This is a genomic window from Neisseria sp. P0008.S004, from assembly GCF_051962755.1.
Classification (GTDB): domain Bacteria; phylum Pseudomonadota; class Gammaproteobacteria; order Burkholderiales; family Neisseriaceae; genus Neisseria; species Neisseria subflava_A.
Window position 1 is genome coordinate 253,959 of sequence record NZ_JBQCUZ010000002.1, and the last position, 26,983, is coordinate 280,941.

Genomic DNA, 26,983 nt, shown 5'->3' on the forward strand with positions numbered 1-26,983 from the left:
AACCCTATTACGATACAGTCCCCAACGGAGACCTAAAATGTCCAAACTGACCCCTCGTGAAATTCTGACAGCCGGCGCAGTTGTGCCTGTGATGGCGATTGACGACTTGAGCACCGCCGTCGATTTGTCCCACGCCCTTGTCGAAGGCGGCATCCCCACCCTCGAAATCACCCTGCGCACCCCCGTCGGCCTCGACGCCATCCGCCTGATTGCCAAAGAAGTGCCTAACGCCATCGTCGGCGCGGGTACGGTAACCAATCCCGAACAGCTCAAAGCCGTCGAAGACGCAGGCGCAGTTTTCGCCATCAGCCCTGGTTTGCACGAATCCCTCGCCAAAGCCAGCCACAACAGCGGCATCCCCCTGATTCCCGGCGTTGCCACTCCGGGCGAAGTCCAACTGGCTTTGGAACACGGTATCGACACCCTCAAACTCTTCCCTGCCGAAGTCGTTGGCGGCAAAGCCATGCTCAAAGCACTCTATGGCCCTTATGCCGACGTTCGCTTCTGCCCGACCGGCGGCATCAGCCTGGTAACTGCACCCGAGTACTTAGCGCTGCCTAATGTCTTGTGCGTCGGCGGCTCATGGCTGACTCCGAAAGAAGCCATCAAAAACAAAGACTGGGATACCATCACCCGTCTGGCTCGCGAAGCTGCCGCTTTGAAACCAAAAGCCTAATCAGGTTATTAAGTTAAAAGAGAAAAGGCCGTCTGAATATGATTTCAGACGGCCTTTTTATATCAATTAAGCCAACACTTTCCGTGCCGCTTCCACACCCCAATACAAAGCCTCTTCAAATACCGAATAGCTGCTTAAATCACTGTGTGCAAACAACAATCCGCCATTTCGGTTTCTGATTTTTAATAAAGCCTCATCGCTTAAATAGCCGGGCTTCGGCACGCTCATACCATGCCCGCGAACGGTAATATCAACATGGGAAACGTGCCGCCAAAAGCCTTCGCCGTAAGCGGTAAGCAGATCTTGGGCGGCAAGCTGGAGCAGCTCTTCGTCGCTTGCTTCAAGCAGCTGGCGGCGGACGACTTGTGGCGCATCGTGATTGAGCGCGGCGTAGGCGGTAAAAATCGTGCGTTCAGGACGGGCAACCCGGATAAACTGGTTGGTCGCAACAACATAGCCCAGCCCTTGGCTGCCGTAAACCACATTGTCCCACGCAAGTTCGCTGTTGTTTTTTTCTTTCGGGAAACTGTGCAGTTCAAAATTAGAAACCAGCCATGGCGCGTATTCTGGGATGTCCAGACCAAATTGTTCGGGAAATTCAATAATGCAGGCGGCAACCATCAGCGGCATGGCGGAGATAACGTGTTGCGCAGTGACGGCAACGGTTTCCCCTTTTGCATTATCACGCAGCCACACTTCAATCCGGCCGTCTGAAAGCGGTTTGATTTTGACGGCGGAAGCATTAATTGAAGCAGGCTTCTCCAAACGGATACGGTTTTCAGACGGCCATTGCCAGCCTTCCTGCAAACCGGCATGACGGCGTAGGTTTTCAGAAAGATGCGCCAAACCTTCGGGCCAAGTGAGGACGGTTTCCGCGCTGTTGCGGGCGGCAAAATAATGCAGTCCGGCAAAGGCGGATACTTGCGCTATGCCCTGTCCGTAATCGTCGCGGCAACAATAATCGAGATACCATAAAAGCTCGGGCGAGGTGTAGCCCTCTTGCTCAAGCCATTGTTTGAACGTCAAATCATCAAGTTTGCGCCATGTTTTATCTGCCGATGACAGCACAATCGGAATGGCAAAAATTTTCTTACCGTCATTGCCGTAAGCCTGTTTCAGACGGCCTATCAAATCAAAAAACCGTTTGGAATCCGCATCTTCTTTCGGCAATAAATGTTCCACCCATTTATCCTGATATAAGAGGCGCGACTCGGGCGCATAGACCAAATCTGTTTCCCTAAAGCTGCCGTCCGACTGCAAAATACCGAAATCCGCCAACATCTCGCGCACATACACGCTTTCTTTCGACGGCAAAGCCAAATAATGCGCGCCACTCGGCGCTTTCAGGCCGTCTGAAGACGTATAGGCAGCATTGTTGCCATTGCGTTCAAACCCTTCTGCCAACAATACATCGCAGTGATTATGCTTCGCCAAATACCACAACGCCCCCAAACCCGCCACACCGCCGCCAAGTATCAACGTATTGCATTCATAACGACGGGTCGGCTGATTGAGCAATTCCCCGTCACGCAACAAATGCCCCAACGGCAAGCCGACACGGTTAATAGAAACCGGCGGTTTATGGTTGAGGTATTTGTAAGTCTGCCAAGAAAAAGCAGAAGCAGCGCCAAGCGCGGCGGTATAGCTGAGAAATTGACGGCGGGTTAGCATAATAAATTATTGCTTTTCAGTATTTTTTAGGAAAGCAAGTCATACACCCTTTTCTCTGTAAGATACCCATTATTTCCAAATGCCTTCATGTTATAGAACCGATAACACTTACTTAACCAGCAATAAATTAACATCTCCTGAAATATCAAATGGCGTATGCTTGGCGTTGAACTTTTGCCCCTCTTGCCAATATTGATAAAACTAAAATAAAGTCAAATCACTGCCTCTATTTACAACCGTCCAATCCACCTGTTCCGCCGCCAATTCCCTGCACAAGATTTCCTTCACTTTTTCCAATTTCATACCGCCGCAAATAAATGCGTCTATAGCAGCAAAACGGTGTTCCGGCCAAGTATGGATACTGATATGGGACTCGGCGAGCAGCAAAACGCCGGTTACGCCGCCTGCGCCGCCGAAGGTGTGGAAATGTTCGGTTAATATAGTCGCTTCTGTTGCCTGTGCGGCTGCTACCAAAGCGGTTTTCAGACGGCCTTCATCTTTTAAGATGGCTTCATCGCAGCCATATAAGTCCAATAGGCCATGGTTACCGGGGGCATGGGTCATTTATGGCCTCCGGAATAGCCGCTTGAATAACCGCCGTAGCTTCCTCCTGAATGAACTCGGCTACTGTCATCATCCAAATCTGCATAATTCATCATCGTAACAAAAACAATCAAAGCCATTGCACAAATAACATATCCCACTCGGGAAATACTCTGTTCGCCATTTTCATCTCTCTTCCGTCCAACTATAAAAAGAGCATAGACACCCCAACCGATAAGAAATATATCGAACAGTGCATCGAAGCCATTCATAAACAATGACGGAATATTGACGATAACCAAAATAGCAATCATCAGAAGTCGTAATTTTTCATCGATATCATCCGCACTCATTTTCACGGTATAAGATGATATTTTATTGGTCAGATTAAACGCATCTGCAATTTCCCGATAAGCAATTGGGGCACTTCTAGTCCATGCCATTTCGTGACTGTTTAGTTCGGAGCCAATCTTACGGCTTTGTCCATCTCGGTAATCGCTGTAATAGTTCAAATCACCGCTTCGGACACGCCAATAAAACGCTCCGCTGGCAACCCTGACCCGTCCGCCATAGTCATAAAGTTTGCCATAGCCTTGCGGTTGGCGGTTGCGGTCGAGGCGCGGCCAATCGTTCAAGGTTTCGGAAATATTCCAACCTTCATCAGCTTCAACCAGCCATAAGAAACCCTGAGTTGGGTTGTAAAGCAGATACTCTGTCCACTGCCCTTCTGGTGCCAATGTATGTTTGGCTCCTTTGAACAAGTTATCAAATGTTTCCTGCGCATCTGTTTCTAAATATCTGATTGCGCCGATAACATGAAACTCTTTATTTTTCAGACGGCCTGTCGAGCCGACAGGCAAAGTAAACATCGTATTTTGCGACAAACGCAGATTGTTCGCGGTAATAAGCTCCGCTTTATCCTTGCCGACTGCCAATTCGCTGCCGCAACTTTGACAGTTCAGATGAGAAGTCAGACCGTTTACCCAATGAATGGATGAGCCGCAGTTAGGACAGTTTTCTGAAGTAATACTGCCTTTCAGACGGCCTGCGCTTTCTTTAATTTCATCTTCGTGGCGCGTGTTTTCCAGCTTCAAATCATCTAGGTTTACCATCCGCCCGAAGAAGGCTTCGGGTGTTTTGTTGCTGTAATCGAGCGTGATGAAAAGGTTTTCGCAACGCCAGTCGGAAACCCGATTTTCTGTATCCTCTTTCAAAACAAACGGCAATTCACCCTGCGCGGCGGCGTGTTTCAAACTGATTTTGCGGACATCGGAGGCGATATAGTGCTTATCTTGAAAAGTCAGCTCGCTAAATCCGGCTCGCGTGTCTTCAAATTTCGGCGGATTATCGATTTCGACCGGCATAGTCATCACATACAAATCGCCCGCCTCAGAAAGCCAACCTGCTCTGCTGTCGTCAAATAACGCATACCATTCATTCCACGCACCATCGTCGTATTGCACCTGAAGCCGTCCGACCAAGGTAAAGCGTTGAGCGACAAATGTGCCGCTGGTTCCGATTTGCAGCGGACTAAAATCTTCCAGCAATGCGGAATCGCGGCCGGAGTCGACAACGCCGTTATCTTGCCGCACCAGCATGCTGTTGCAATAGCCGCACACCAGCGTCACGGCAGAAGCAGAATGCGCTTCGACCGGTGCGCCGCAGCTTGGGCAGTCGGTTTTAAAGAAAGGAGTTTGAGACATGGGTTTGCTTTTACAGAATGGGTTGGAATGTTTCAGACGGCCTTAGCGTTTCTATCAACTGGTTTTATCAATGATTTCAGATTAGAAACAAACCAAATCGCCGAACGGACTCAATCAAATGATTCGAAAGGCCGTCTGAAAACTTTTCACAGAAGCAGCTCAACGCTTCTTTGAATGATATTTTTCAGACGGCCTTCAATTGATTAACCAATCAGCTGCTTCAACACTTCAGCCTTGGCCTTATCAAAATCTTCTTGCGAAATCAAACCGCCATCCAGCAAAGACTTGAGTTTCACCAATTTAGCCTGCGGATCTTCGGCAGCCGGCTGAGCATTTTGCTGAGCCTGTTGCGTATTCGGCTGCATCATGCCCGCCATGGCACCCGCCATCGCCTGACCAATACCGGCACCTACGCCCAAACCTGCACCGATTCCAGCAAGTCCGCCTTCATTTTGTGCCGCAAGTGGGATAGATTCGGCGGTTTGATATTGGGTGTAGCGTCCCAAATCGCCGATAACGCCCATTGAAATTTTCTTATCCAACGCAGCCTGAATAGACGCAGGCAAGGTAATGCTTTCAACAGTGAAGTTTTCCAGCGCCAAACCCAGCTTGGCAAATTCCGCTCCGAGCAATTCGCCGATTTTTTGCGACAGCAAAACTTGGTTCGCCGCCATATCCAAGAATGGGATACCGGATCTGCCAAACGCCGCCGCCAATTGGGTGACTGCAATATTGCGCAACTGGTTTTCCAAATCTACGCCGCTGTATTGCGCCGCCACGCCGCTAACTTCTTTGAAAAATTTTGCCGGATCGCTGATACGGTAAGAATACATACCGAACGAACGCAGTTGCACCGCGCCAAACTCGGCATCGCGTACGGTAACTGGTTGGGACGTCCCCCATTTACGTGCGAGCTGTTGTTTGGTATTGAAAAAGTAAACATCCGATTTAAACGGGGATTCAAAAAGCTTGTCCCAGTTTTTCAAGTTGGTCAGTACTGGCAACGTTTGCGTATTGAGCGTGTAACGCCCCGGCCCAAACACGTCGGCGGTTACGCCTTCATCGACAAACATCGCCATCTGCGCCTCACGCACAGTCAGGCTCGCACCGTTTTGGATCTCCTCATCGGCAATCGGAAAACGCCACATCAACAGGCTGTCATCGGGATTCGGCCATTGAATGACGTCGATAAACTGTTTCTTGATAAAGTTGAACATCGCAGTTCCTTATTTGAAGAAGAAGGGATAACTTATAGGCTGTCAGGTCAATTTGCCTGGTTGGTCATATCGCTTATTTTATATAAATAGAATGTCATACGATATTAACATTCAAAATGTCTTTATGCCTGGGAATAGAGTGGGTTGCTCTATCTATTTTTAGTGTTAAACCCACTAGCCCACCCAGAAACATTAACATATCATTAAAATTCATGCAGACTCTGTTTTACACTATTTTTCTGCTTTTACCTGCGCTATATCATAAAAAAGACAAATACAGGTAGAAAATCATTAAACACCATACCAAGCGTTCACTACACCTGTTAATATTTATCAAATCCTAGAAATTCATCATGCTGTATTTTCAAATTATCACATTGGCTTTCATAAAGTAAAAGGAATTTATATGAAAAATTCTGCTCATTTCTGTTTTGCTGTGTTAGTACTCTCTGCTACCGTAAGTACACAGGCTGCCCGCCCTGTTGAATTTACCGTTGGTAGCGAATATTACAACGAGACCTATCGCGAATACGAAAAAGATGGTAGTCGCTTAATGCAGCAAAAAGGCAACTTATGGTCTATTAATGCCGGCGTAAAATACCGTTTCAACGATCGCCATGCGGCAAAATTAGAAGGCCGTTATTCGCGCGGTAAAACAGATTACACGGGAAGCGTACAATATATAACTGAGGATTATATCGACGATTCAGCAAGTTATGGCTCAGCCACACTCAAAAATGCACCACGCCGCGCATACGATATCCGTGCCTTATACGAATATACACTCCCGATTAACGATCGCTTTAGCATTACTGCCGGAGCCGGCTTGGGACACCGCGTTCTGAGAGACTTAAGTAGCCGCATTGATCCAAATGATTATGACCGCAAAAACCGAACCACATATGCGCAAATCAATACCGGAGTAAATATCGCCCTTCCTGCAAACTTTGAGATATCTCCCCGCATTGCCTACAATCGTGCCGTGAAAGGCCGCCAATATTCTTACGAACCCGACCAGGTAGAAACCCGAATGAAACAAGGCGGCGGACAAGGTATTGAGGTTGAAGTGCCTATATCTAAAAAATTCGCGAACGGCTCCAAAATCAGCCTCGCTCCATTCTATCGCGGCTGGAAAGTTAAAGAATCGAACCTTACCGTTACGGAAGAGTATGACTCATATGGATTGGGATCTATAGAACCTAAAAACCACACCCACGAAGCGGGCGTAAGATTGCAATACTCTTTCTAATTTGATGAGTTTAAGTAGTTAAAACGTTTCAGACGGCCTTGTATATAACAGGCCGTCTGAATTTTTTGATGCTTTCAGAATTTCACTATAACGCCAATACCATCAGACATAAGACCTTATCAGTCAAAAAAATCTACCGATAATTTTTCCAGGCAGGAGTCAGGATCAGCACATCTTTTGCTATCCAACCAACCATCAAAATCAAGTCAAGCAAGCAGCGTTCAAAATGCCGATCGAGATGGACACTGCACCAAACAGCGCGCCGACGGCGACATTGTTGCCGATAAGTTCTGGGGTAGCGTCTTTAATCATCATTGTTGCAGCGAAATAGACAAAAATCTGAATCACTGCTGCGGCAAGTCCCCACAGGATAAAATCGATGAAGCTGACGCTGTGGGCAATACTTGAAGCCAGTGTCAGACAGAAACCGACCAACGCGCCGCCAAATGATAAGGCGCAGGCAAGGTTGCCGTTTTTAATCAGGCGCAATTCTTCGGCGGGGGTAATCCGCAGATATACGGCACCAAAAACTACAGTCATGGCGACACCTGCCAACATGTATTGCAGGTAGAGCAGATATTGGGGCAGAGAAATACTCACGATAAGATTCCTTAGTTTGCAATAAAGTGATTATGCCATATTTTTGAAGATAAACCCTTCGGAAAATACGGCATTTTAGAAGCGCTTCAGGCCGTCTGAAACAGCCTGATTTTTTAATTCATGTTTTATTGTGATAATTGTTGACGATTTTTGTATGTTTATGTAACTATTGCGCACTACCATTTAATTAGAGTAAAGAGGAGAATTATGAGCATACTCGCCGCTATCCGCCCTAAAGAGCCTTTGCGCAATCTGCGCTGGTTTGACATGCTGATTGTTACCGCTATCCTGTTCGGTCAATTTGCCTACCGTTCTACCCAACTTTATATTGCCAGCCTGATGCCGCAAGTGGAAACGGCCGCGGTTGCCGAAGAAGTGCGCGATACTGCGGTAACCGGCGTGGCTTATTCGGAAAACATGAGCCTGCAGTTGATGCTGCTTGCTATTGCTCTGATTTACCTCGTTATCCGCCGTTTCGACTTCAAACAGTTGCCGATTCGTTTTAACTTAGGCGTGTTGTTTTGGACGCCTGTGATTTTTATCCTGATGGGTCTGACCGCCGATGCGGTAACTTCGTTAAGCGGCGGCTACAATTACTTTACCACTGAAATCTTCCAATACATCAAACCATTATCCATCTTCGACAAATTCGCTGCCCTTGCGCCGATGGCCATCCTCTACGGCCTTTTAAACGGCTTTTACGAAGAATTCTGTTTCCTCGGCCTTTTAACCTGCGTGGAAGACAAATACAAATGGCAGGCATTGGCCTATTCAACCTTGGTACGTGTCTCCTTCCATACTTACCAAGGCATGCTTTGGGCGACCGTTATCGGCGTTGTTTTCGGCTTGATGTACTACTTCTTCTACAAATACAAAGTCAAAAACCTGTTGCCGTTTTTCCTGATTCACGCCTTGGCAGATATCTTCGGCTCCGGCTTCATCTATTTGATTTGCGCTTAATGGCAATAGTTGAATGAATAAACAAGGCCGTCTGAAACATCATTTTTCAGACGGCCTTTTATCATCTATCGGTTTACTTAATCAAAGTAATTGCCACATCCGCATCTTCGGTTGCAATTGCCTCAATCACTGCATCGCTGCCAAACCTCAACACCGAGCCTGCGCCGACAGTATGTTTTTCAGTCTGATTCAACGTCACGTCAAAGCTTCCTTTTCCAACGGCAAAAATCAGCGTTTTAAAACCCGGATGATCGTGCGGCTTAATCTGCTCCCCTTTCTTCATGTCTTTCTTAACGACCATGTAATTTTCGCCGCTGAAAATCTTACCGTTTTCGGAAGAAACCTCCCCCAAAGGCGCGGCAGAAACGGCAACGGAAAACAAAGCAGACAGCAATACAGCGGAAATATTGGAAACTTTCATGACAAGCCTTTCTTAAAACAGGGCTTCCATTCTATAAAAATCCACTTTATTCTTCAATAATAATTCTCATTTTCTAATAAAAAGACCGTCTGAAACCCAACGATATTGTTCAGACGGCCTGATTGACCTGTATAATATTTTCTTATTAATAAAACCGCTTTACACACCCATCAAATGGAAACCGTCAGAAAAGATCCGCTCGGCTCAGCATGGATGGTTATTGCCGCGCTCGGCTTTACCGTCATGAACCTCTCCGTCAAAGCCGCCTCAACGCAATTCGGCTTTTCCAGCGGCGAGCTGGTCTTTTGGCGCATGCTGGTCTCCACCCTGTTCTTAGGCATCATGGCCAAAGCGCAAGGCAACACATTTTCCACGCCGCATTGGAAAACCCATCTTAACCGCAGCGTCATCGGCACGCTTGCTATGATGTGCACGATTTATTCCGTCATGCATCTGCCGCTGGCAACAGGCGTCACACTCAACTACACGTCCTCCATCTGGCTTGCCATCTTTTCATTTTTCATTTTAAAAGAAAGAATTACGCTTTATACCCAAGCCATTTTGGTTATGGGCTTTATCGGCGTTATCCTGTTGCTCAACCCATCTTTTCAAGGCGGACAGGAATTTGCCGCGCTGGTCAGCTTAGCAGGCGGCGCCATGTCGGGCTGGGCGTATTTGAAGGTGCGCGAACTCTCGCTTTTGGGCGAGCCGGGCTGGCGCGTGGTGTTTTATCTGTCGCTTACCGGCCTGATTATGTCTGCCATTTGGAGTTGCTTTACCGGCTGGCATCCGCTGACCGTGTCTTCCCTGCCCTATCTGGCCGGCATCGGCATCTCCGCCATGATTGCCCAACTTGCCATGACCCGCGCCTATAAGGTCGGCAAGAAATTTACCGTTGCCTCGCTTTCCTACCTGGCTGTCGTTTTCTCCGCCCTGTCCGGCGTACTGCTTTTCGGCGATAAAATCACTTGGCAGGAAGCCGCCGGCATGGTTATCATTGTTGCAGGCGGCGTGTTCAGCAGTTTTACTCCGGCCTCAATCAAAAAATTTCTGATGAAGCAATAATTTAACAAGGAGAACACCATGATTTCCATCCGCGAACAATCTTACGGCTTAAACGTAGCGCTGTACAACGAGTTCACTTTGGACGATTTCCGCCAATTGGAAGAAGCCTTGTTGGCCGCAAAACAAAAAATCCATCTGCCCGACATCCTGTTGGACTTGTCCATGTTGAAAGACTTCACCATCGATATGGCGGTCGAACAAATCAAATTCCTCAACCAACACGAAACCGACTTCGGCCGCGTTGCCGTCATTACCGACGACATCTGGATCAGACTCGGCGCGCGCCTTTCCAGCCTCCTGACCAACCAACATCCCAAATATTTCAGCGACGCCACTGAAGCACAGGCTTGGCTGTTGGCAAGCAATTTGAAATAAAGATAAGGCCGTCTGAACGCATTACCTGAGCAAATTCAAAACCGCTTAGGTCAAACAACGGTATCACAATATTTTTCAAAGCATAAAAAGGCCGTCTGAAACCTTGCAATCCGCAAAGTTTCAGACGGCCTTTCATTGTTTTCATTCAAAAACTTACATCACATCCAATACATCAATACCCAACAACTCCAAACCTTGTTTCAGCGTGTCGCCGGTCAGCTTCGCCTGTTGCAGGCGGCTGTTTCGGGTTGCACCTTCGGCTTTGAGTATCGGGCAGGCTTCATAGAAGCGGCTGAACAGGGTGGCGGTTTGGTAGAGGTAGGCGGCGAGGTAGTGCGGATACGCCGTATCTGCCACGCTTTGCAGCACGTCTTCAAATTTCAGAAGCTCGGCGGCAAGCTGTTTTTCCAGCGGTTCGGTCAAAACGGTTGGCGCGGTTGCGTCCCATTCGCCGGCTTTGCGGAACACGCTTTGCACGCGGGTGTAGGCGTATTGCAGGTAGGGGGCGGTGTTGCCTTCAAACGAGAGCATGGCGTCCCAGTCGAACACATAATCGCTGGTGCGGTTTTTGCTCAAATCGGCGTATTTGACCGCGCCGATGCCGACGGTTTTGCCAATTTTAGCGGCTTCATCCGCACCCAATTCGGGATTTTTTTCTTTCACCAAAGCAGTGGCGCGTTCAACGGCTTCGGTCAGCAGGTCAACCAGTTTTACAGTGTCACCACTGCGCGTTTTGAACGGTTTGCCGTCTTTGCCCATCATCGTGCCGAAGCCGATAAACTCGGCTTTTGCATGTTCCGGCAGATAGCCTGCTTTGCGGGAAGTGGTGAAAAGTTGTTCGAAGTGCAGGGCTTGGCGGTGGTCGACGACGTACAGCAGGCGGTCGGCTTTCAGACGGCCTATGCGGTAGCGCAGACACGCCAAATCGGTGGAAGCGTAAAGGAAGCCGCCGCCTTGTTTTTGCACGATAAACGCAGCGGGTTCGCCTTCTTTGTTTTTGAACTCGTCCAAGAACACGACTTTCGCGCCGTCGTCTTCGACCGCCAGACCTTTTTGAACCAAATCATCAACCACGGGCTGCAAATCGTCGTTGTATTTCGATTCGCCCGCTACGTCCTCAGGACGCAGTTTCAAGCCCAGCGTGTCATAAACGGCTTGGGCGTGCGAGAGCGAAATATCGACAAACTGTTTCCACAACGCCAACACGGTTTCATCGCCGCCTTGCAGCTTCACAACGTATTCGCGCGCGGTATCGGCAAAGACAAGGTCTTCGTCAAAGCGCACTTTGGCAGCGCGGTAAAACTGCTCCAAATCCGCCAACTCAAACGCGGCATTATCTTTTTGCTGCTCAACCAAATAAGCAACCAACATGCCGAACTGCGTACCCCAGTCGCCGACGTGGTTTTGGCGGATGACGGTGTTGCCCATAAATTCCAATACGCGCGAAATGCTGTCGCCGATGATGCTGGAACGCAAGTGGCCGACGTGCATTTCCTTCGCCAGATTGGGCGAAGAGTAGTCAATGACGACGGTTTGCGGTTTGTCGGTTTTCGCTATGCCGAAACGCGCGTCGTTCAAAGCCGCATGAATGTTTTGGGCGAGGAATTCAGGACTCAGGCGCAGGTTGATAAAGCCGGGGCCGGCGACTTCCGCGCTTTCAATCACGGCGTTGCCCGCCAATGCTTCGGCCACTTTTTGCGCCAACTCGCGCGGATTTTGTTTGGCTTTTTTCGCCGCACCCATTACGCCGTTGATTTGGAAATCGCCGTGTTCGGCGTTTTTGGTCGGCTGCAAAACAACGGGGCTGTCGGCGATGCCCGCGGCGGCAAAGGCGGCGGCGGCTTCGCGTTCGACGGTTTGATGTAGGTTCATGAAGATCGGTCTTTCGGTTAAATTCAAATCAGGCGGTATTTTAAAAGAATTTCGGGCTTTAAAACAGGGCAAGCTGCAATACTTTTCCAGCGGCTTGTTATATGATTGCATTCTGATTCAACGATTTTGCTGTAAAGGCCGTCTGAAAGGAAAAGCCATGAACCCCAAAAATACGCTTTGTCTGATTGTCGATATTCAAGAACGCCTGCTGCCCGCCCTTTCCGGCGCGGACGAAATGTTGGAACGCTGCCGCCTGCTGATTCAGGGCTTGACGGCTTTGGACGTACCCTTTGCCGTAACCGAACAATATCCGAAAGGTTTGGGCAACACCGTGTCCGCCGTATCGCTGCTGTTGCCCGAAGGCACGCCTGTTGTCGAGAAAACCCGATTTTCGGCGTTTTTGCCCGAAATTCAGGAAATCTTACGCAAAAACGACATTAAACACGTTATTTTAGTGGGCGCAGAAGCGCATATCTGTATGCTTCAGACGGCCTTGGATTTGAAAGCGCAAGGTTACGCCGTATCCCTGCCTTTCGAATGCACCGCCTCGCGCACAACAGCCAACCGCGACAATGGTTTGGCGCAAATGAGCCGTCAAGGCATTACCGTTTCCAATGTCGAAAGTATTTTGTTCCAACTGCTTGGCGATGCCAAACATCCGGCCTTTAAGACCATCTCCAAATTGATTCAATAAAAGGCCGTCTGAAATGCAATACACCATCCGCCCTGCCCTGCGCCAAGACTTGCCCGCCATCGTCGATATTTACAACAGCACCGTGGCCACGCGCCAATCCACGGCCGATTTGTCGCCGACCACGGTTGCCGAACGCGAAATGTGGTTTGCCGCACACACGGACAAACGCCCGATCTACGCCCTTTACGATACCGACGGCACCGTATTGGCCTGGGGCAGTTTCAGCGACTACCATCCGCGCTACGCCTACCATATCAGCGCGGAAGTCAGCGTTTATGTCCGCCACGATATGCGCGGCGCAGGCGTGGGCAAAATCCTGTTGCGCCATATGCTCGAACGCGCGCCGTCCTTAGGCATCCGCAACGTCATCGCGCTTGTGTTCGGCCACAACTATCCGAGCCTGAACCTGTTTCACCGTTTCGGTTTTGAAGAATGGGGACGGCTGCCGCAAGTCTGCGATTTGGAAACCATGTTGGCAGACGTCGTGATTTTGGGTAAAAGGATTGTGGATTGATTACGGCAAAGGCCGTCTGAAAACTGAATTCAGACGGCCTTTTGACGGCAAAACCTTTATTCCGGTTTCTTCGCCAGCATGGTGACGAATTTAAACTGGATCGGATTGCCGAATTCGTCTTTCGCGTGCATCGAACCCAGCTCTTCCTTGTATTCCACCAATTCCCAATCTTTATAGTATTCGCGCAGCTCGCCTTCGCTGAATTTGAACGGGAACGGCATCGGGCAAGGGAAATCTTCCGTATCCATTGCAGAAACAATCAGGTTGTAGCCGCCGGGGTTGGTGTGTTCCTTCATATTGGCAATCACATCAGGAACGTAACGCGGCATCAGGAACATAAACACCACGGTCGCCACCATATAATCGAAGTTTTCCTGAATATTGGCGGCGTTGAGGTCGTATTCAAACGCGCGGACATTCAACTCTTCGATACGCGCCAGCTCTTCCACGTTTTGAACCGCATGGGGATTATTATCGACAGCGGTAACGTCAAAACCTTTCAAACCTAAATACAGCGCATTGCGGCCCTGACCGCAGCCCATATCCAAAACCTTGCCGACAGGTACGATGCCTTCAGCGGCACGGACGGCCGAATGTGTCGCGCTCATGCCGTATTTCTTATTGAAATAGTCCGCCGCCTCGCAGTAAAACGACAGTTGAATTTCCGTGTCTTGCGTTTGCGGCGCGATAAAGTGCCATGCTTGCGGATGGATAATCCAATCGCCGCTCTCAGGCGTCAGCTCGTGCGTGGCCGTAATATTGCCCGCTTCGTCCAATTCATTGAAGTTCAGACGGCCTTGGAGGACATTGAGGCAGCCCCAAGTACCGGCGGCGGTATTGTGTTTGGACAACAAGGCTTCGGGAATCTCGTCCGCCGCCCACACAGGCATCTGTTTGTAACAAAACAATTCTTGCTGTTCGCTCATCATATTTCCTTTCTATTTTGACGGTTTCAACACGGCTTCTGCCAAGGCTTTTTGAATGGCAATCACGCTCTTGTCGCTTTTAAACTGCAAGGTTTCGGTTGGCGCCTCGCTAGAAGAAATCCAAATCTTCAGCTCGGCATCCAAATCGAAATGACCCGAGGTTTCCACCGAAAAGCGCGATACGGAACGATACGGAATCGAACGGTAAGACACTTTCTTGCCGGTCAAACCCTGCTTGTCCACCAACACCAGCCGATATTCGGTAAACACAATCAAATCGCGCACCAGGCTGAATGCCATTCTTACCTGTTCGCCATCAATCAGGATATTCGCCAAATCGCGTTCTACCGCATCGGCGTCTTTTTGCGAAGCATTGCCCAAAAGGCCGCTGAACAATCCCATATCTGCCTGCTTTCTATACGAGTGATAAAGTGCAGGGTATTTTACACGCGCAAACCGTATTTGCCGATATTTCAGACGGCCTTATGTTATGATACCGCCTTACTCAACAAAGATATGCCCATGGATAAACCCGTTTACCTCTACACAGACGGCGCATGCAAAGGCAACCCCGGCGCAGGCGGCTGGGGGGTATTTATGCGCTACGGCACACACGAAAAAGAACTGTTCGGCGGCGAAGCCGAAACCACCAACAACCGCATGGAGCTGACCGCCGTCATCGAAGGTCTGAAATCCCTAAAACGCCGTTGCCAAGTCGTCATCTGCACCGACTCGCAATACGTCAAAAACGGCATGGAAAGCTGGATACACGGTTGGAAAAAAAACGGCTGGAAAACCGCCGCCAAGAAACCGGTCAAAAACGACGATTTATGGAAAGAGCTGGATAGTTTGGTTCAACAACACGATGTCCGCTGGACGTGGGTAAAAGGCCACGCCGGACACCCTGAAAACGAAAAAGCTGACGAGCTTGCCAACCGCGGTGCCGCAAAATTTGCATAACACTTCGTCCATGACTGCACTCAAACATCTCAAACCATTCTTTTGGATTGTCGTCATTGCATTGGTTTGTATGACGCCAATGGCACTTAATGTTCGCCTATTCGCCGTTTCATGATGTCAATGATTTTTTTAGCTTTAGCTTGTGCGATCACGTTAAGAGTGCCGAAGAATGTGCCGACTGAATCACGCCCACCTATTTATTTTGGTGGTTTATACCTGAACCGTGGCTTTTCGCATTCATATCTCTGACTGCCATTTACCTCGTTCTAAAAATCCTGATTGAAATCATCCGATTCCTATTCAGACTGCGAAAGAAAAAAACATGACCTGCCCCATCTGCACTGCCGACAACGAAGATATTTTGCTGCAAACGCCAAACCTGCGCGTTATCGCCGTCCACAACGAAGCCGGCGCACCGGCATTCTGCCGCGTTATTTGGAATAACCATGTTTCCGAGATGACCGACCTTTCCCCTGCCGAACGCAACGAAATCATGGAAATGGTGTATCAGGTTGAAGCCGCAATGCGCCAAGTCTTCAGCCCGGCCAAAATCAATCTGGCCAGCCTCGGCAATGTTGTGCCCCATCTGCATTGGCACGTCATCGCCCGCTTTGAAAACGACGCCAACTTCCCCGCGCCGATTTGGGCCGCGCCCGCTCGCGAACACGGTATGGCCTTGCCCGAAAACTGGCCACAACAAATCAAAAACTTAATCGCTTAAACTTTCAGACGGCCTGTAAGGTCCGACACGCCAAGTTCAGGCCGTCTGAACATATAACGAAAGGAAGACCTCTATGAACTCCACCACGCGCCGCCATTTCCTGCGTACCTGCTCTGCCGCGGCAGGCGCAGGGTTGTTGCAAGCCTGCGGCACAGGCACGACCACCACGCCGCAAACCAAAACCACTTCTACCACCGCGAAAGCCAAAACCGTGCAACCTAAGCAACCCCATCCGCCACGTTCCGGCGACAACCTCCTGCGCGTTGTTGCGCCGTCAGGCTTCGCCGAAGACCCCAACCGCGTGACCACCGGCCTGACACGCCTCTACAACGCGGGCTTTACCGTGACTAACCAACAGGCAGGCAGCCGCCGTTACCAACGCTTTGCCGGCAGCGACGCCCAACGTGCCGCCGACTTCCAAGACGTTGCCAACGGCCGGGTTGAAACACCTAAAGTCTTGATGGGTCTGCGCGGCGGCTACGGCGCGGCACGCATCCTACCGCAAATCGACTTTGCCTCACTCGGCGCCAGAATGCGCGAACGCGGCACATTGTTCTTTGGTTTCAGCGACGTGTGCGCCGTCCAACTCGCCCTGTTGGCCAAAGGCAATATGATGAGCTTTGCCGGCCCGATGGTGTACAGCGAATTCGGCAAAGCAGACCCCAGTATCTTTACCATGGATTCTTTCATCCGCGGCACGACCAACAACGTCAATATCGTTGATGTTCCAACCATCCAACGCGCCGATGTCAACGTCGAAGGCACATTGTGGGGCGGCAACCTCAGCGTTCTCGCCTCCCTCGCTGGCACGCCTTACATGCCCGATATTCAAGGCGGCATCCTCTTTATCGAAGACGTCAGCGAGCAACCCTACCGCATCGAGCGCATGCTCAATACGCTTTATCTGTCAGGTGTTTTGCAAAAACAACGCGCCATCATCTTCGGCGATTTCCGCATGGGTACCATCCGCGACGTGTACGACTCCAGCTACGATTTCTCCGCCGTCGTCAACCACATTTCGCGCACCGCCAAAATTCCTGTGTTGACCGGTTTCCCATTCGGCCACATCACCAACAAAACCACTTTCCCGTTGGGCGCGCATGCCAAAGTCCGCAGTACCGGCAACGGCGGTTATTCCGTCACCTTCAGCGGCTATCCTACGCTGAACCCGTCCGCGCTGACACTCGACAACCTGCTGCCGCCTCCTGTTCCGACTTACGACAGCACCATCTACCGCGACAGCATTACTGAAGAAGTCACCGAATAAGGCTTGTTCAAATCAAAAGGCCGTCTGAAACCCAGTTTCAGACGGCCTTTTTATCTTAAGTCTTAACCGTAACGTCGTTGAAAATCTCTCATAAAGTCAGCCAACGCGTTCACGCCTTCAAGCGGCATCGCATTGTAAATGCTGGCACGCATACCGCCGACGGTTTTATAGCCTTTGAGCAGGCACAAGCCCTGCAACTCGGCTTCCAACACAAAGCGGCGGTCCAAGTCTTCGCTTGCGGTTTTGAAGACCACGTTCATTTTGGAACGTGCATCAGGATGGATATCGTTGATGTAAAAACCGCCGCTGCCGTCTATCGTCTCATACAAGGTTTGCGCCTTTATTCGATTGACCGCTTCAATTTTTTTCACACCGCCCTGCGTTTGCAGCCAGCGGAACACCAAGCCCGACATATAAATCGCATAGGTGGACGGCGTGTTGTACATACCGTCGCGGTTGATGTGCGAACGGTAGTTGAACACATCGGGAATATCGTTCGGACAACGCTCCAGCAAATCCTCGCGGATAATGACCACGGTCGCACCGGCAGGACCGATATTTTTTTGTGCGCCGGCATAAATTAAGCCGTAATCGGATACATTAAACTCTCGCGACAAAATCTCGCTCGACATATCGCACACCAGCGGCGGCAGGCCGTCTGAAAGTTTGGGGACGTTTTGATACTGCAAGCCGTTTACGGTTTCATTAATCGCAAAATGAACAAACGCGGAATTCGGGTTGACATCCCAATCCTCCACCGCAGGCAGGTTTTTATAGGCATATTGCTCGCCGCCATGCGCAGCCAAACGGATTTCGGCATTGCTCAAACGGCTCATCTGCTCATAGGCAATACGGCTCCAGTTGCCCGTTACCACCGCGTCGGCAGTCGCAAAACCGTGCGCTAAATTCATGGCCACCATATTAAATTGCGTGGTCGCACCGCCCTGTAAAAACAGGATTTTATAGTTGGACGGAATATTCAAAAGCTGGCGCAAGTCTTGTTCGGCATGATGCAGAATACTCAAAAACATATCCGAACGGTGGCTCATCGCCATCACGGGGAAACCCGTACCGTTGTAGTCGAGCATCTCCTGTTGCGCGGTACGCAATACCGCTTCCGGCAATACGGCAGGACCTGCGGAAAAGTTGTAAATCGGGTGAGCGGACATGGCGGCCTTCTTTCTTATTCGGTGGGTATGAAGAAATTGTAGAACCGCCTTGCACATTGTGCAAGCACGAAAAATCAGGAAATCCAAGGCCGTCTGAAAACAAAGTAATACCAATTATTTGTTTTCAAAAATAATTTTAGAAGTACTATATCAAAACTTGTCAACAATTTTCTTTTCAGACGGCCTCACTCCTATCCTTTACATTTAAGCAATCACTTCAAAAAATCCACGCCAAATCAACGCTTTTCTTTTATCTTGAAAACAGTTATAATAGGCCAATTTTTCAAATCACACGAAAAATGGCCGCGCGGCCATTTTTTTGTTTATGTACTTCTGGAGAAGCATGGATATTCAAAGCATTCTTGATAAAACCCTGCCCGGCTTGGGCTACGAGCTGGTCGATTTCGAACTGACCGCACAAGGCGATTTGCGCGTTTTCATCGATAAAGAAGGCGGCATCACCGTCGAAGACTGCGCCACTGTCAGCAACCATCTGAGCCGCGTGTTTATGGTTGAAGACATCGACTACAAACGTTTGGAAATCTCCAGCCCGGGCCTTGACCGTCCGCTGAAAAAAGCCGCCGACTTCGTGCGCTTTGCCGGCCAGAACGCCAAAATCAAAACACGCCTGCCGATTGATGGTCAGAAAAACTTCATCGGCCGCATCGAATCTTGCGAAAACGACATTGTTACCGTCTCTTTCGACGGCAAAACCGCCCAAATCGAATTGAGCAACATCGACAAAGCCCGTTTGCGCCCCGAATTTAAATTTTAAAAACCGATTACTTGGAGATTCTAGAAAATGAGTCGCGAAATGTTACAGCTGGCCGAAGCGCTGGCAAGTGAAAAAAACGTTGAAACGGAAGTCGTATTCAAAGCCCTTGAATTCGCCCTCTCTACTGCCGCCAAGAAAAAAGCCGACCGCGAGCACATGGACGTGCGCGTCGAAATCGACCGCGATACCGGCGAATACCAAACCTTCCGCCGCTGGCTGATTGTTGCCGATGAAGACTACACCTACCCCGACGTAGAAAAAACCATCGAGGAAATCCAAGAAGAAATCCCCGGCACCACCATCCAAATCGGCGAATACTACGAAGAGCAGTTGCCAAACGAAGGCTTCGGCCGCCAAGCAGCGCAAACCGCCAAACAAATCATCCTGCAACGCATCCGTGATGCGGAGCGCGAGCAAAACCTGAACGAATTCCTCGCTTCTAAAGAAGACATTGTTTCCGGCACCGTAAAACGCGTCGAGCGCCACGGCATCATCGTTGAAGTCGTCGCGGGCAAACTTGACGCCCTGATTCCGCGCGAAGAAATGATTCCGCGCGAAAACTTCCGCAGCGGCGACCGAATCCGCGCCCTCTTCCTGCGTGTGGACGAAATTGGCAATACCGGCCGCAAACAAGTCATTTTGAGCCGTACCAGCGGCGACTTCTTGGCCAAACTCTACGCCAACGAAGTGCCTGAAATTGCAGACGGCCTGTTGGAAATCCGCGAAGTAGCACGCGACCCAGGCCAACGCGCCAAAGTTGCCGTTAAAGCCAACGACCAACGCATCGACCCGCAAGGTACTTGTATCGGCGTGCGCGGTTCGCGTGTCAACGCCGTGAGCAACGAATTGTCCGGCGAACGCATCGACATCGTATTGTGGTCTCCCGAGCCTGCCCAATTCGTGATGAACGCGCTGTCTCCTGCCGAAGTGAGCCGCATCGTGATTGACGAAGACAAACACGCCGTTGACGTGATTGTTGATGAAAACCAACTGGCGCTGGCCATCGGCCGCGGTGGTCAAAACGTCCGCCTGGCTTCCATCCTGACCGGCTGGCAGCTGAACATCATGACCGTTGAAGAAGCCGACGAGCGCAATGCCGCCGAAGATGCCGTTATCCGCAACCTCTTCACTACCCACTTGAACATCGACGACGAAACCGCCGATATTTTGGTTGAAGAAGGTTTTGCCACATTGGAAGAAGTGGCTTACGTTCCGGCGGCAGAATTGCTCGCCATCGAAGGCTTTGACGAAGAAATCGTTGAAACCCTGCGCAACCGCGCACGCGACGCCATCCTGACCATGACCATCGCGGCAGAAGAAAAACTGGGCGAAGTGTCTGAAGACATGCGCAATCTGGACGGCGTAGATTCCGATATGTTGCGCAAGCTTGCCGAAGCAGGCGTGACCCAACGCGACGATCTGGCCGAATTGTCTGTTGACGAATTGGTCGAAATTACCGGTGTTGACGAAGAAGAAGCCAAAAAAGTGATTTTGGCTGCACGCGAACACTGGTTTACTGAAGAAAACAACTAAGGGGGTACTGAATGAGTAATACAACCGTAGCACAATTTGCCGCCGAACTAAACCGCCCCGTCGATGATTTGCTCAAACAATTGAAAGAAGCCGGCGTCAACAAAAACAGCGGTAATGACAGCCTGACCACTGACGACAAACAATTGCTGACCGCTTACCTGCAAAAGAAAAACGGCAGCAACAGCGGCACCATCAGCATCCGCCGCAAAAAAACCGAAGTCAGCACCGTTGACGGCGTAAAAGTGGAAACACGCCGCCGCAGCCGTGCCGTTACCATTCCTTCTTCCGAAGAATTGGCCGCGGAAGCCAAAGCCAAAGTAGCGGCTGAAAACCAAAAAGCCGAAGCAGAAAAAGCAGCCGCAAAAGCTGCCGAAGAAAAAGCCAAAGCTGAAGCAGAAGCAGCCGCAAAAGCCGAAGCCCGCGCCAAAGCAGAGGCCGAAGCAGCCAGACTGAAAGCAGCCAAAGCCGCACCAAAAGCGGAAGGCAAACCTGCCGAAGCTAAAAAAGAAGAAGCCAAACCGGTTGAAGCTGTAGAAGCCAAGACCGAAGTAAAAGTTGAAGCTAAAGCAGACAACAAGCCGTCTGAAAAATCCGTTGAAGCTGAAAAACCAGCCGAAGCCAAGAAACCTGCCAAAGCCAAACAAGACAAAGGCGGCAAAGGCAAAGAAGCGAAAAAGGCAGCTAAACCTGCCGCTCCTGCCGTACCGCAACCTGTCGTCAGCGTGGAAGAACAGGCTCAACGCGATGAAGAAGCCCGTCGTGCCGCCGCCCTGCGTGCGCATCAAGAAGCCTTGTTGAAAGAAAAACAAGAGCGTCAAGCACGCCGTGAAGCCATAAAACAACAGGCCGAGAAAGACTCAAAACCTACTAAAGAAGCCAAATCAGGCGAACGCAGTAAACCTGCCGAGAAAGCTAAAGCAGCATCCGGCGAAGGCAAATCCGAACACAACGCGCGCAGTAAAAAAGAAGACCGTCGTGAGCGTGATGAAGACACTCAAGGCCGCAATGCTAAAGGCAAAGGCGGCAAAGGTGGTCGCGACCGCAACAATACACGCACTGGCGACGACGAGCGCGTACGCGGCGGCAAAAAAGGCAAAAAACTCAAACTTGAGCCAAACCAACACGCCTTCCAAGCGCCGACCGAACCTGTCGTACACGAAGTTTTAGTGCCTGAAACCATTACCGTTGCCGACTTGGCACACAAAATGGCCGTTAAAGGCGTCGAAGTGGTTAAAGCCCTGATGAAAATGGGCATGATGGTAACCATCAACCAATCCATCGACCAAGACACTGCCCTGATTGTTGTGGAAGAACTCGGCCACATCGGCAAACCTGCCGCCGCCGACGATCCTGAAGCCTTCTTGGATGAAGGCGTTGAAGCAGTAGAAGCCGAAGCATTGCCGCGTCCTCCGGTTGTTACCGTGATGGGTCACGTTGACCACGGTAAAACTTCCCTACTGGACTACATCCGCCGCGCCAAAGTGGTACAAGGCGAAGCGGGCGGCATTACCCAACACATCGGCGCATACCACGTTGAAACCCCTCGCGGCGTGATTACCTTCTTGGATACTCCGGGTCACGAAGCGTTTACCGCCATGCGTGCGCGCGGTGCGAAAGCAACCGATATCGTGATTCTTGTTGTAGCAGCCGACGACGGCGTGATGCCGCAAACCATCGAGGCGATTGCCCATGCTAAAGCTGCGGGCGTACCAATTGTGGTTGCCGTCAACAAAATCGATAAAGAAGCCGCCAACCCAGAGCGTATCCGCCAAGAGCTGACCGCGCACGAAGTCGTGCCGGACGAATGGGGCGGCGATGTACAATTTATCGACGTTTCCGCTAAAAAAGGCCTGAACATCGATGCATTGCTCGAAGCCGTCTTGCTCGAAGCCGAAGTTTTGGAACTGACTGCCCCAGTCGATGCACCTGCCAAAGGTATCATCGTAGAGGCACGTTTGGACAAAGGCCGCGGCGCGGTTGCCACCCTCTTGGTACAAAGCGGTACGCTGAAAAAGGGCGATATGCTGCTGGCCGGTACTGCATTCGGTAAAATCCGTGCAATGGTTGACGAAAACGGCAAAGCCATCAATGAAGCCGGTCCGTCTATCCCTGTCGAAATCCTCGGCTTGTCCGACGTTCCGAACGCAGGCGAAGATGCAATGGTATTGGCCGACGAGAAAAAAGCGCGCGAAATCGCCCTCTTCCGTCAAGGCAAATACCGCGACGTGCGCTTGGCCAAACAACAGGCCGCAAAACTGGAAAACATGTTCAACAACATGGGCGAAAACCAAGCCCAATCCTTGTCCGTCATCATCAAAGCAGACGTACAAGGTTCTTACGAAGCTTTGGCGGGCAGCCTGAAAAAACTGTCCACAGACGAAGTGAAAGTGAACGTGTTGCACAGCGGCGTTGGCGGCATTACCGAATCTGATGTCAACTTGGCCATCGCTTCCGGCGCATTCATCATCGGCTTTAACGTCCGTGCAGATGCTTCCGCACGCAAACTGGCTGAAAATGAAAACGTGGAAATCCGTTACTACAACATCATTTACGATGCCATCGACGACGTGAAAGCCGCCATGAGCGGTATGCTCTCTCCGGAAGAGAAAGAGCAAGTAACCGGCACGGTCGAAATCCGTCAGGTTATCTCCGTTTCCAAAGTCGGCAACATTGCAGGCTGTATGGTTACCGACGGCGTGGTCAAACGCGATTCCCATGTCCGCCTCATCCGCAACAACGTGGTTATCCATACCGGCGAGCTGTCTTCTTTGAAACGCTACAAAGACGACGTCAAAGAAGTCCGCATGGGCTTCGAGTGCGGTCTGATGCTCAAAGGCTACAACGAGATTATGGAAGGCGACCAACTCGAATGTTTCGACATCGTCGAAGTTGCCCGTACTCTGTAATCAGACAGGCCGTCTGAAAAATCAGAAGCAGGTTTTGCAATGCGAAACCTGCTTCTTTTTTTCAGACGGCCTTTTTACAACCATTCATAGTTTGAAACTATGAAAATTGATGTGTGGTATATAAGAAACAAAACAGACATACAAGGCAAAGCCATTTAGCAAAGGAATAGACGGCAGACAAAGCCTGATAAAGCTCTCTATATATTGTCATATCTTAACGTTTCTGTTGTTTTTATCAAATTTCAGCACTAGTATATACAGCCTAAACACAATACAAATTAAGCAATACCGGCCATATGCCGGATACGTTTACTTCCTTGTTACTCTCATCAATATCTAAAGAAAATATCATGACAATCGAAAAAGCAATGCGCACCCCCAATGCGCAATTTGAATTACGACATTTAGAGCAATTACAACCTTCCGTCTTTGAACAAGTAACGATAGGAACGTCGGAAGATGACGTTTATTATGTAACCCTCAGTGACGATACAATCATTGAAAACCCAAATGGTGGCGATGATACGGTTTGCAGCAACGTCAGCTATACCCTTCCAAACCACGTTAAAAACCTTGTTTTGACCGGTACAGCCAACATTTTCGGTGCCGGCAACAACAGCAACAACATCCTCATCGGCAATGAAGGCCGCAACCGCCTCAACAGCGGGCGCGGTGACGACATCGTTTACGGCGGCGGTGGCAACGATGTCATCAATGGGGGCGAAGGCAACGACCTTCTTTTCGGCGAAACAGGCAATGACATCCTCAACGGCGAAGCAGGCAACGATGTGCTTGAAGGTGGCGAAGGCGACGATACCTACCTTTTCTCTGCCAAAAACGAGCAAGACACCATCATCGACAATCAAGGCCACAACAGCATCCGCTTTCATACCGATCTAAGCCTTAACGATTTAACCGTTGAAGTCCAAAACAACGAAACCGGTGGTAAAGACTGGCTGATTGCCGTAAAAAACAGCAACGCCGTTTTAACCATCAAAAACCAATACACTCAAAACGGTACAACACCGGCAGTCTCCCACTTCATCATTGGCACACAAAAACTGGATGTAAACAACTTTGCCAAATATTTCGATATTTCCCTGACTGAGCATACCGAAATCGGTCAGACTATCGATGGTAACGACGACAATGACTACCTGATCGGCACATCCGGCGACGATATTATCGACGGCAAAGCCAGTGCCGACATTATGGAAGGTGGGGACGGCAATGACACTTACTACGTTGATGATGTAAAAGACGTGGTGATTGAACAGGCTGGTGGCGGCGAAGATACCGTATTCAGCAGCATTTCCCATACTGCCGCTACCCACGTCGAAAATGTTACCCTGACCGGCTCAGCCAATATTTTTGCCGCCGGCAACAACAGCAATAACATCCTGACCGGTAACGAAGGCCGCAACCGCCTCAATAGCGGACGCGGTGATGATACTGTTTACGGCATGGGTGGCAACGACAACCTCAATGGCGGCGAGGGCAATGATTATCTGGATGGCGGCAACGGCAACGATGTCATCAACGGTGATACAGGCGACGACATTTTGGTGGGCGGCAACGGTAAAGACATTCTGAAAGGCGGAGCCGGAAACGATACCTATATCTACGGCGACAACGATACCATTATCGACAACCAAGGCATCAATACCCTCAAGTTTTCAGACGGCCTGAACAATGCCAAGCTCAACCTGAAGACCATTCATAACAATGATGGCAGCCAAAGCTGGGAAATTACTTCAGAACAAGGTTCAGCCTTGATTCAAAACCAAATCGGTGCTGATGGCAGCATTTCCATCGACCGTTTCCAGTTCAACGACCAAACTTACACTGCCGCGCAGTTCCAACAGGCCTTCCAAGCACTGAAAGCCGAACCGATTAAATTTGCCGGTACTGACGGCGATGACATCTTGCATGGCAATGCAGCCAACAATGAAATCGACGGCGGCAACGACGGCCATGACACCCTCTATGGCCACGACGGCGATGACATCTTGCGCGAACACAGTGCAACCTATTACAGCACTGAGCCGGATTCCGACGATAAACTCTATGGCGGCAACGGTAACGACAAACTCTATGCCCATGTAGGCGCCGACTTACTCGACGGCGGCGCAGGCAATGATTATCTGGAAGGTGGCGAACACAACGATACCTATGTTTTCGGGAAAGGTTACGGACACGACACCATTTTCGACTACAACTTCGGTTTCGACAACGAGGCTGGCCTGCACACGCTCAACGCCAACATCATAAAATTTACCGGCGGCATTACCCTTGACGACCTTGAAATTACCGTTGAAAAAGGTTACGACAAAACCGGGATTGCTGACATGCCCGACAGCAACCAATTTGTCTCCAATCCCCTGTTGGATGGCGATACTTGGCATATCCGCATTAAAGGCACAGATGATGTTTTAACCATCAAAAACCAAAGCGGTATTTATGGTGCGATTTCCGAGTTTCAGTTTGACGGCAATACCTCATACAGCACCGGCGAGCTAATCAACCACTTCAAACTGTCTATCCCGCACATGATCGGCAATACAAACATCGTCCAATACACCGGCCAACCCGTTGAAGAACTCAACCGTGATGTGTACAACAACTTCAACCACACCATCCACGCCGATAGCGACAACAGCGATTTAGATTTGTCGCGTTACACTTCTGTTGTCGAATACAGGGGCAACCGCAGTGATGAAACCATTACTTTGGGCCGAGGCATCAACATCGTCGATACAGCCGGCGGCAACGACAACATTACCGACCCGGGTGCCGACAACACCGTTATCATGTTTGGCAGAAACAGCGGCAACGACACCTTCAATCCGTATGGTGGCAGCGATACCCAAGTCCGCTTCAAAGAAGGGCTGACGCTGAAAGATTTACAGTTGAAAACCGGCGATGATTGGGTCTTAACCATCAAAGATACAGGCGACACCCTGACCATCCATGACATTGCCAACAATAATGTCGACAGCTTTGTATTCGGAAACGGTAAGAGCTACACCGCCGACGAAATCAACAAAGCACTGATTACTGAAAATACACAAAACAACGGTATCCTGTAAAACTCAAAGGCCGTCTGAAACCTTAATTCAGACGGCCTTTGTCCTTTGCTGATTTATTTATCGTTCTGCTATATAAT

24 protein-coding genes are annotated in these 26,983 nt (G+C 50.0%); 14 read left to right on the forward strand and 10 right to left on the reverse strand.

All coding sequences use genetic code 11. The features are described from left to right. The first annotated feature begins 37 nt into the window (after nt 1-37). On the forward strand, nt 38-676 hold the full coding sequence (locus ACTHSW_RS02975) for a bifunctional 4-hydroxy-2-oxoglutarate aldolase/2-dehydro-3-deoxy-phosphogluconate aldolase (RefSeq protein ID WP_070461363.1): 639 nt from the start codon (nt 38-40) through the stop codon (nt 674-676). A 66-nt stretch (nt 677-742) separates the two neighbouring features. Here the strand turns inward: ACTHSW_RS02975 and ACTHSW_RS02980 are convergent, their stop codons facing one another. The 4 genes from ACTHSW_RS02980 to ACTHSW_RS02995 form a co-directional block, all read right to left on the reverse strand. Next, a complete protein-coding gene (locus ACTHSW_RS02980) occupies nt 743-2,347 on the reverse strand; it encodes an NAD(P)-binding protein (protein WP_070461362.1) in 1,605 nt (534 codons plus the stop codon). A 201-nt stretch (nt 2,348-2,548) separates the two neighbouring features. Further along, the gene (gene speD / locus ACTHSW_RS02985; protein WP_070461361.1) at nt 2,549-2,911 is read right to left on the reverse strand and encodes an adenosylmethionine decarboxylase; all 363 of its coding nucleotides are present in this window, start codon (nt 2,909-2,911) and stop codon (nt 2,549-2,551) included. Continuing rightward, nucleotides 2,908-4,593: a DUF4178 domain-containing protein gene (locus ACTHSW_RS02990; protein ID WP_070461360.1), complete on the reverse strand. Its 1,686-nt coding sequence runs from the start codon at nt 4,591-4,593 to the stop codon at nt 2,908-2,910. The genes speD and ACTHSW_RS02990 overlap by 4 nt, the downstream gene beginning before the upstream one ends. 203 nt (nt 4,594-4,796) lie before the next feature. Next, complete coding sequence (locus ACTHSW_RS02995) at nt 4,797-5,810, reverse strand: SPFH domain-containing protein (protein ID WP_070461359.1); 1,014 nt, start codon at nt 5,808-5,810, stop codon at nt 4,797-4,799. Between the two features lie 406 nt (nt 5,811-6,216). Here ACTHSW_RS02995 and ACTHSW_RS03000 point away from each other — a divergent pair, with 406 nt between their 5' ends. Then, nucleotides 6,217-7,059, forward strand: coding sequence for an outer membrane beta-barrel protein (locus tag ACTHSW_RS03000; RefSeq protein WP_003745718.1), 843 nt, complete (start codon nt 6,217-6,219; stop codon nt 7,057-7,059). A 201-nt stretch (nt 7,060-7,260) separates the two neighbouring features. On the opposite strand, the gene ACTHSW_RS03005 is transcribed toward ACTHSW_RS03000, so the two are convergent. Continuing rightward, nucleotides 7,261-7,659: a DUF350 domain-containing protein gene (locus ACTHSW_RS03005; RefSeq protein WP_199901827.1), complete on the reverse strand. Its 399-nt coding sequence runs from the start codon at nt 7,657-7,659 to the stop codon at nt 7,261-7,263. Between the two features lie 207 nt (nt 7,660-7,866). On the opposite strand from ACTHSW_RS03005, the gene ACTHSW_RS03010 reads away from it, so the two are divergent. Further along, the gene (locus ACTHSW_RS03010) at nt 7,867-8,619 is read left to right on the forward strand and encodes a CPBP family glutamic-type intramembrane protease (RefSeq protein WP_070461358.1); all 753 of its coding nucleotides are present in this window, start codon (nt 7,867-7,869) and stop codon (nt 8,617-8,619) included. A 73-nt stretch (nt 8,620-8,692) separates the two neighbouring features. On the opposite strand, the gene ACTHSW_RS03015 is transcribed toward ACTHSW_RS03010, so the two are convergent. Next, nucleotides 8,693-9,040 carry a hypothetical protein gene (locus ACTHSW_RS03015; protein ID WP_070461357.1) on the reverse strand — a complete coding sequence of 116 codons (348 nt, stop codon included), beginning with the start codon at nt 9,038-9,040 and terminating at the stop codon, nt 8,693-8,695. A gap of 174 nt (nt 9,041-9,214) precedes the next feature. Between ACTHSW_RS03015 and ACTHSW_RS03020 the strand changes: the two genes are divergently transcribed. Both ACTHSW_RS03020 and ACTHSW_RS03025 read left to right on the forward strand, forming a co-directional pair. Next, on the forward strand, nt 9,215-10,105 hold the full coding sequence (locus ACTHSW_RS03020) for a DMT family transporter (protein ID WP_107768875.1): 891 nt from the start codon (nt 9,215-9,217) through the stop codon (nt 10,103-10,105). Nucleotides 10,106-10,123: 18 nt separating this feature from the next. Beyond that, nucleotides 10,124-10,480, forward strand: coding sequence for an STAS/SEC14 domain-containing protein (locus tag ACTHSW_RS03025; protein ID WP_070461355.1), 357 nt, complete (start codon nt 10,124-10,126; stop codon nt 10,478-10,480). A 153-nt stretch (nt 10,481-10,633) separates the two neighbouring features. Here ACTHSW_RS03025 and argS read toward each other — a convergent pair whose 3' ends face one another. Then, on the reverse strand, nt 10,634-12,352 hold the full coding sequence (gene argS, locus ACTHSW_RS03030; protein WP_070461354.1) for an arginine--tRNA ligase: 1,719 nt from the start codon (nt 12,350-12,352) through the stop codon (nt 10,634-10,636). 157 nt (nt 12,353-12,509) lie between these two features. Between argS and ACTHSW_RS03035 the strand changes: the two genes are divergently transcribed. Together ACTHSW_RS03035 and ACTHSW_RS03040 are read left to right on the forward strand one after the other, a co-directional pair. Next, entirely contained in the window at nt 12,510-13,046 is a 537-nt protein-coding gene (locus ACTHSW_RS03035; protein ID WP_070461507.1) for an isochorismatase family protein, read from the forward strand. A 13-nt stretch (nt 13,047-13,059) separates the two neighbouring features. Next, a complete protein-coding gene (locus ACTHSW_RS03040; RefSeq protein WP_070461353.1) occupies nt 13,060-13,560 on the forward strand; it encodes a GNAT family N-acetyltransferase in 501 nt (166 codons plus the stop codon). A gap of 56 nt (nt 13,561-13,616) precedes the next feature. Here the strand turns inward: ACTHSW_RS03040 and tehB are convergent, their stop codons facing one another. Both tehB and ACTHSW_RS03050 read right to left on the reverse strand, forming a co-directional pair. Next, a complete protein-coding gene (gene tehB / locus ACTHSW_RS03045; protein ID WP_070461352.1) occupies nt 13,617-14,486 on the reverse strand; it encodes an SAM-dependent methyltransferase TehB in 870 nt (289 codons plus the stop codon). Between the two features lie 12 nt (nt 14,487-14,498). Further along, nucleotides 14,499-14,888: a PH domain-containing protein gene (locus ACTHSW_RS03050; RefSeq protein ID WP_036491598.1), complete on the reverse strand. Its 390-nt coding sequence runs from the start codon at nt 14,886-14,888 to the stop codon at nt 14,499-14,501. Between the two features lie 120 nt (nt 14,889-15,008). On the opposite strand from ACTHSW_RS03050, the gene rnhA reads away from it, so the two are divergent. The 3 genes from rnhA (at nt 15,009) to ACTHSW_RS03065 (ending at nt 17,434) form a co-directional block, all read left to right on the forward strand. Continuing rightward, nucleotides 15,009-15,446 (forward strand): ribonuclease HI, encoded by a 438-nt coding sequence (gene rnhA, locus ACTHSW_RS03055; protein WP_049350717.1) that lies wholly within the window; start codon nt 15,009-15,011, stop codon nt 15,444-15,446. Between the two features lie 322 nt (nt 15,447-15,768). Then, nucleotides 15,769-16,167, forward strand: a complete 399-nt coding sequence (locus ACTHSW_RS03060) for an HIT family protein (RefSeq protein WP_070461351.1) — start codon at nt 15,769-15,771, stop codon at nt 16,165-16,167. Nucleotides 16,168-16,240: 73 nt separating this feature from the next. Next, a complete protein-coding gene (locus tag ACTHSW_RS03065; protein WP_070461350.1) occupies nt 16,241-17,434 on the forward strand; it encodes an LD-carboxypeptidase in 1,194 nt (397 codons plus the stop codon). Nucleotides 17,435-17,496: 62 nt separating this feature from the next. Here ACTHSW_RS03065 and serC read toward each other — a convergent pair whose 3' ends face one another. After that, nucleotides 17,497-18,603, reverse strand: coding sequence for a phosphoserine transaminase (gene serC, locus ACTHSW_RS03070; RefSeq protein ID WP_070461349.1), 1,107 nt, complete (start codon nt 18,601-18,603; stop codon nt 17,497-17,499). A 343-nt stretch (nt 18,604-18,946) separates the two neighbouring features. Between serC and rimP the strand changes: the two genes are divergently transcribed. The 4 genes from rimP (at nt 18,947) to ACTHSW_RS03090 (ending at nt 26,906) form a co-directional block, all read left to right on the forward strand. Further along, entirely contained in the window at nt 18,947-19,378 is a 432-nt protein-coding gene (gene rimP / locus ACTHSW_RS03075) for a ribosome maturation factor RimP (protein ID WP_003685973.1), read from the forward strand. 27 nt (nt 19,379-19,405) lie between these two features. Continuing rightward, complete coding sequence (gene nusA, locus ACTHSW_RS03080; protein ID WP_036493524.1) at nt 19,406-20,911, forward strand: transcription termination factor NusA; 1,506 nt, start codon at nt 19,406-19,408, stop codon at nt 20,909-20,911. Nucleotides 20,912-20,922: 11 nt separating this feature from the next. Next, entirely contained in the window at nt 20,923-23,817 is a 2,895-nt protein-coding gene (infB, locus tag ACTHSW_RS03085; RefSeq protein ID WP_107792455.1) for a translation initiation factor IF-2, read from the forward strand. 350 nt (nt 23,818-24,167) lie between these two features. Next, nucleotides 24,168-26,906, forward strand: a complete 2,739-nt coding sequence (locus ACTHSW_RS03090) for a calcium-binding protein (RefSeq protein ID WP_440373756.1) — start codon at nt 24,168-24,170, stop codon at nt 26,904-26,906. Nucleotides 26,907-26,983 lie beyond the last annotated feature (77 nt).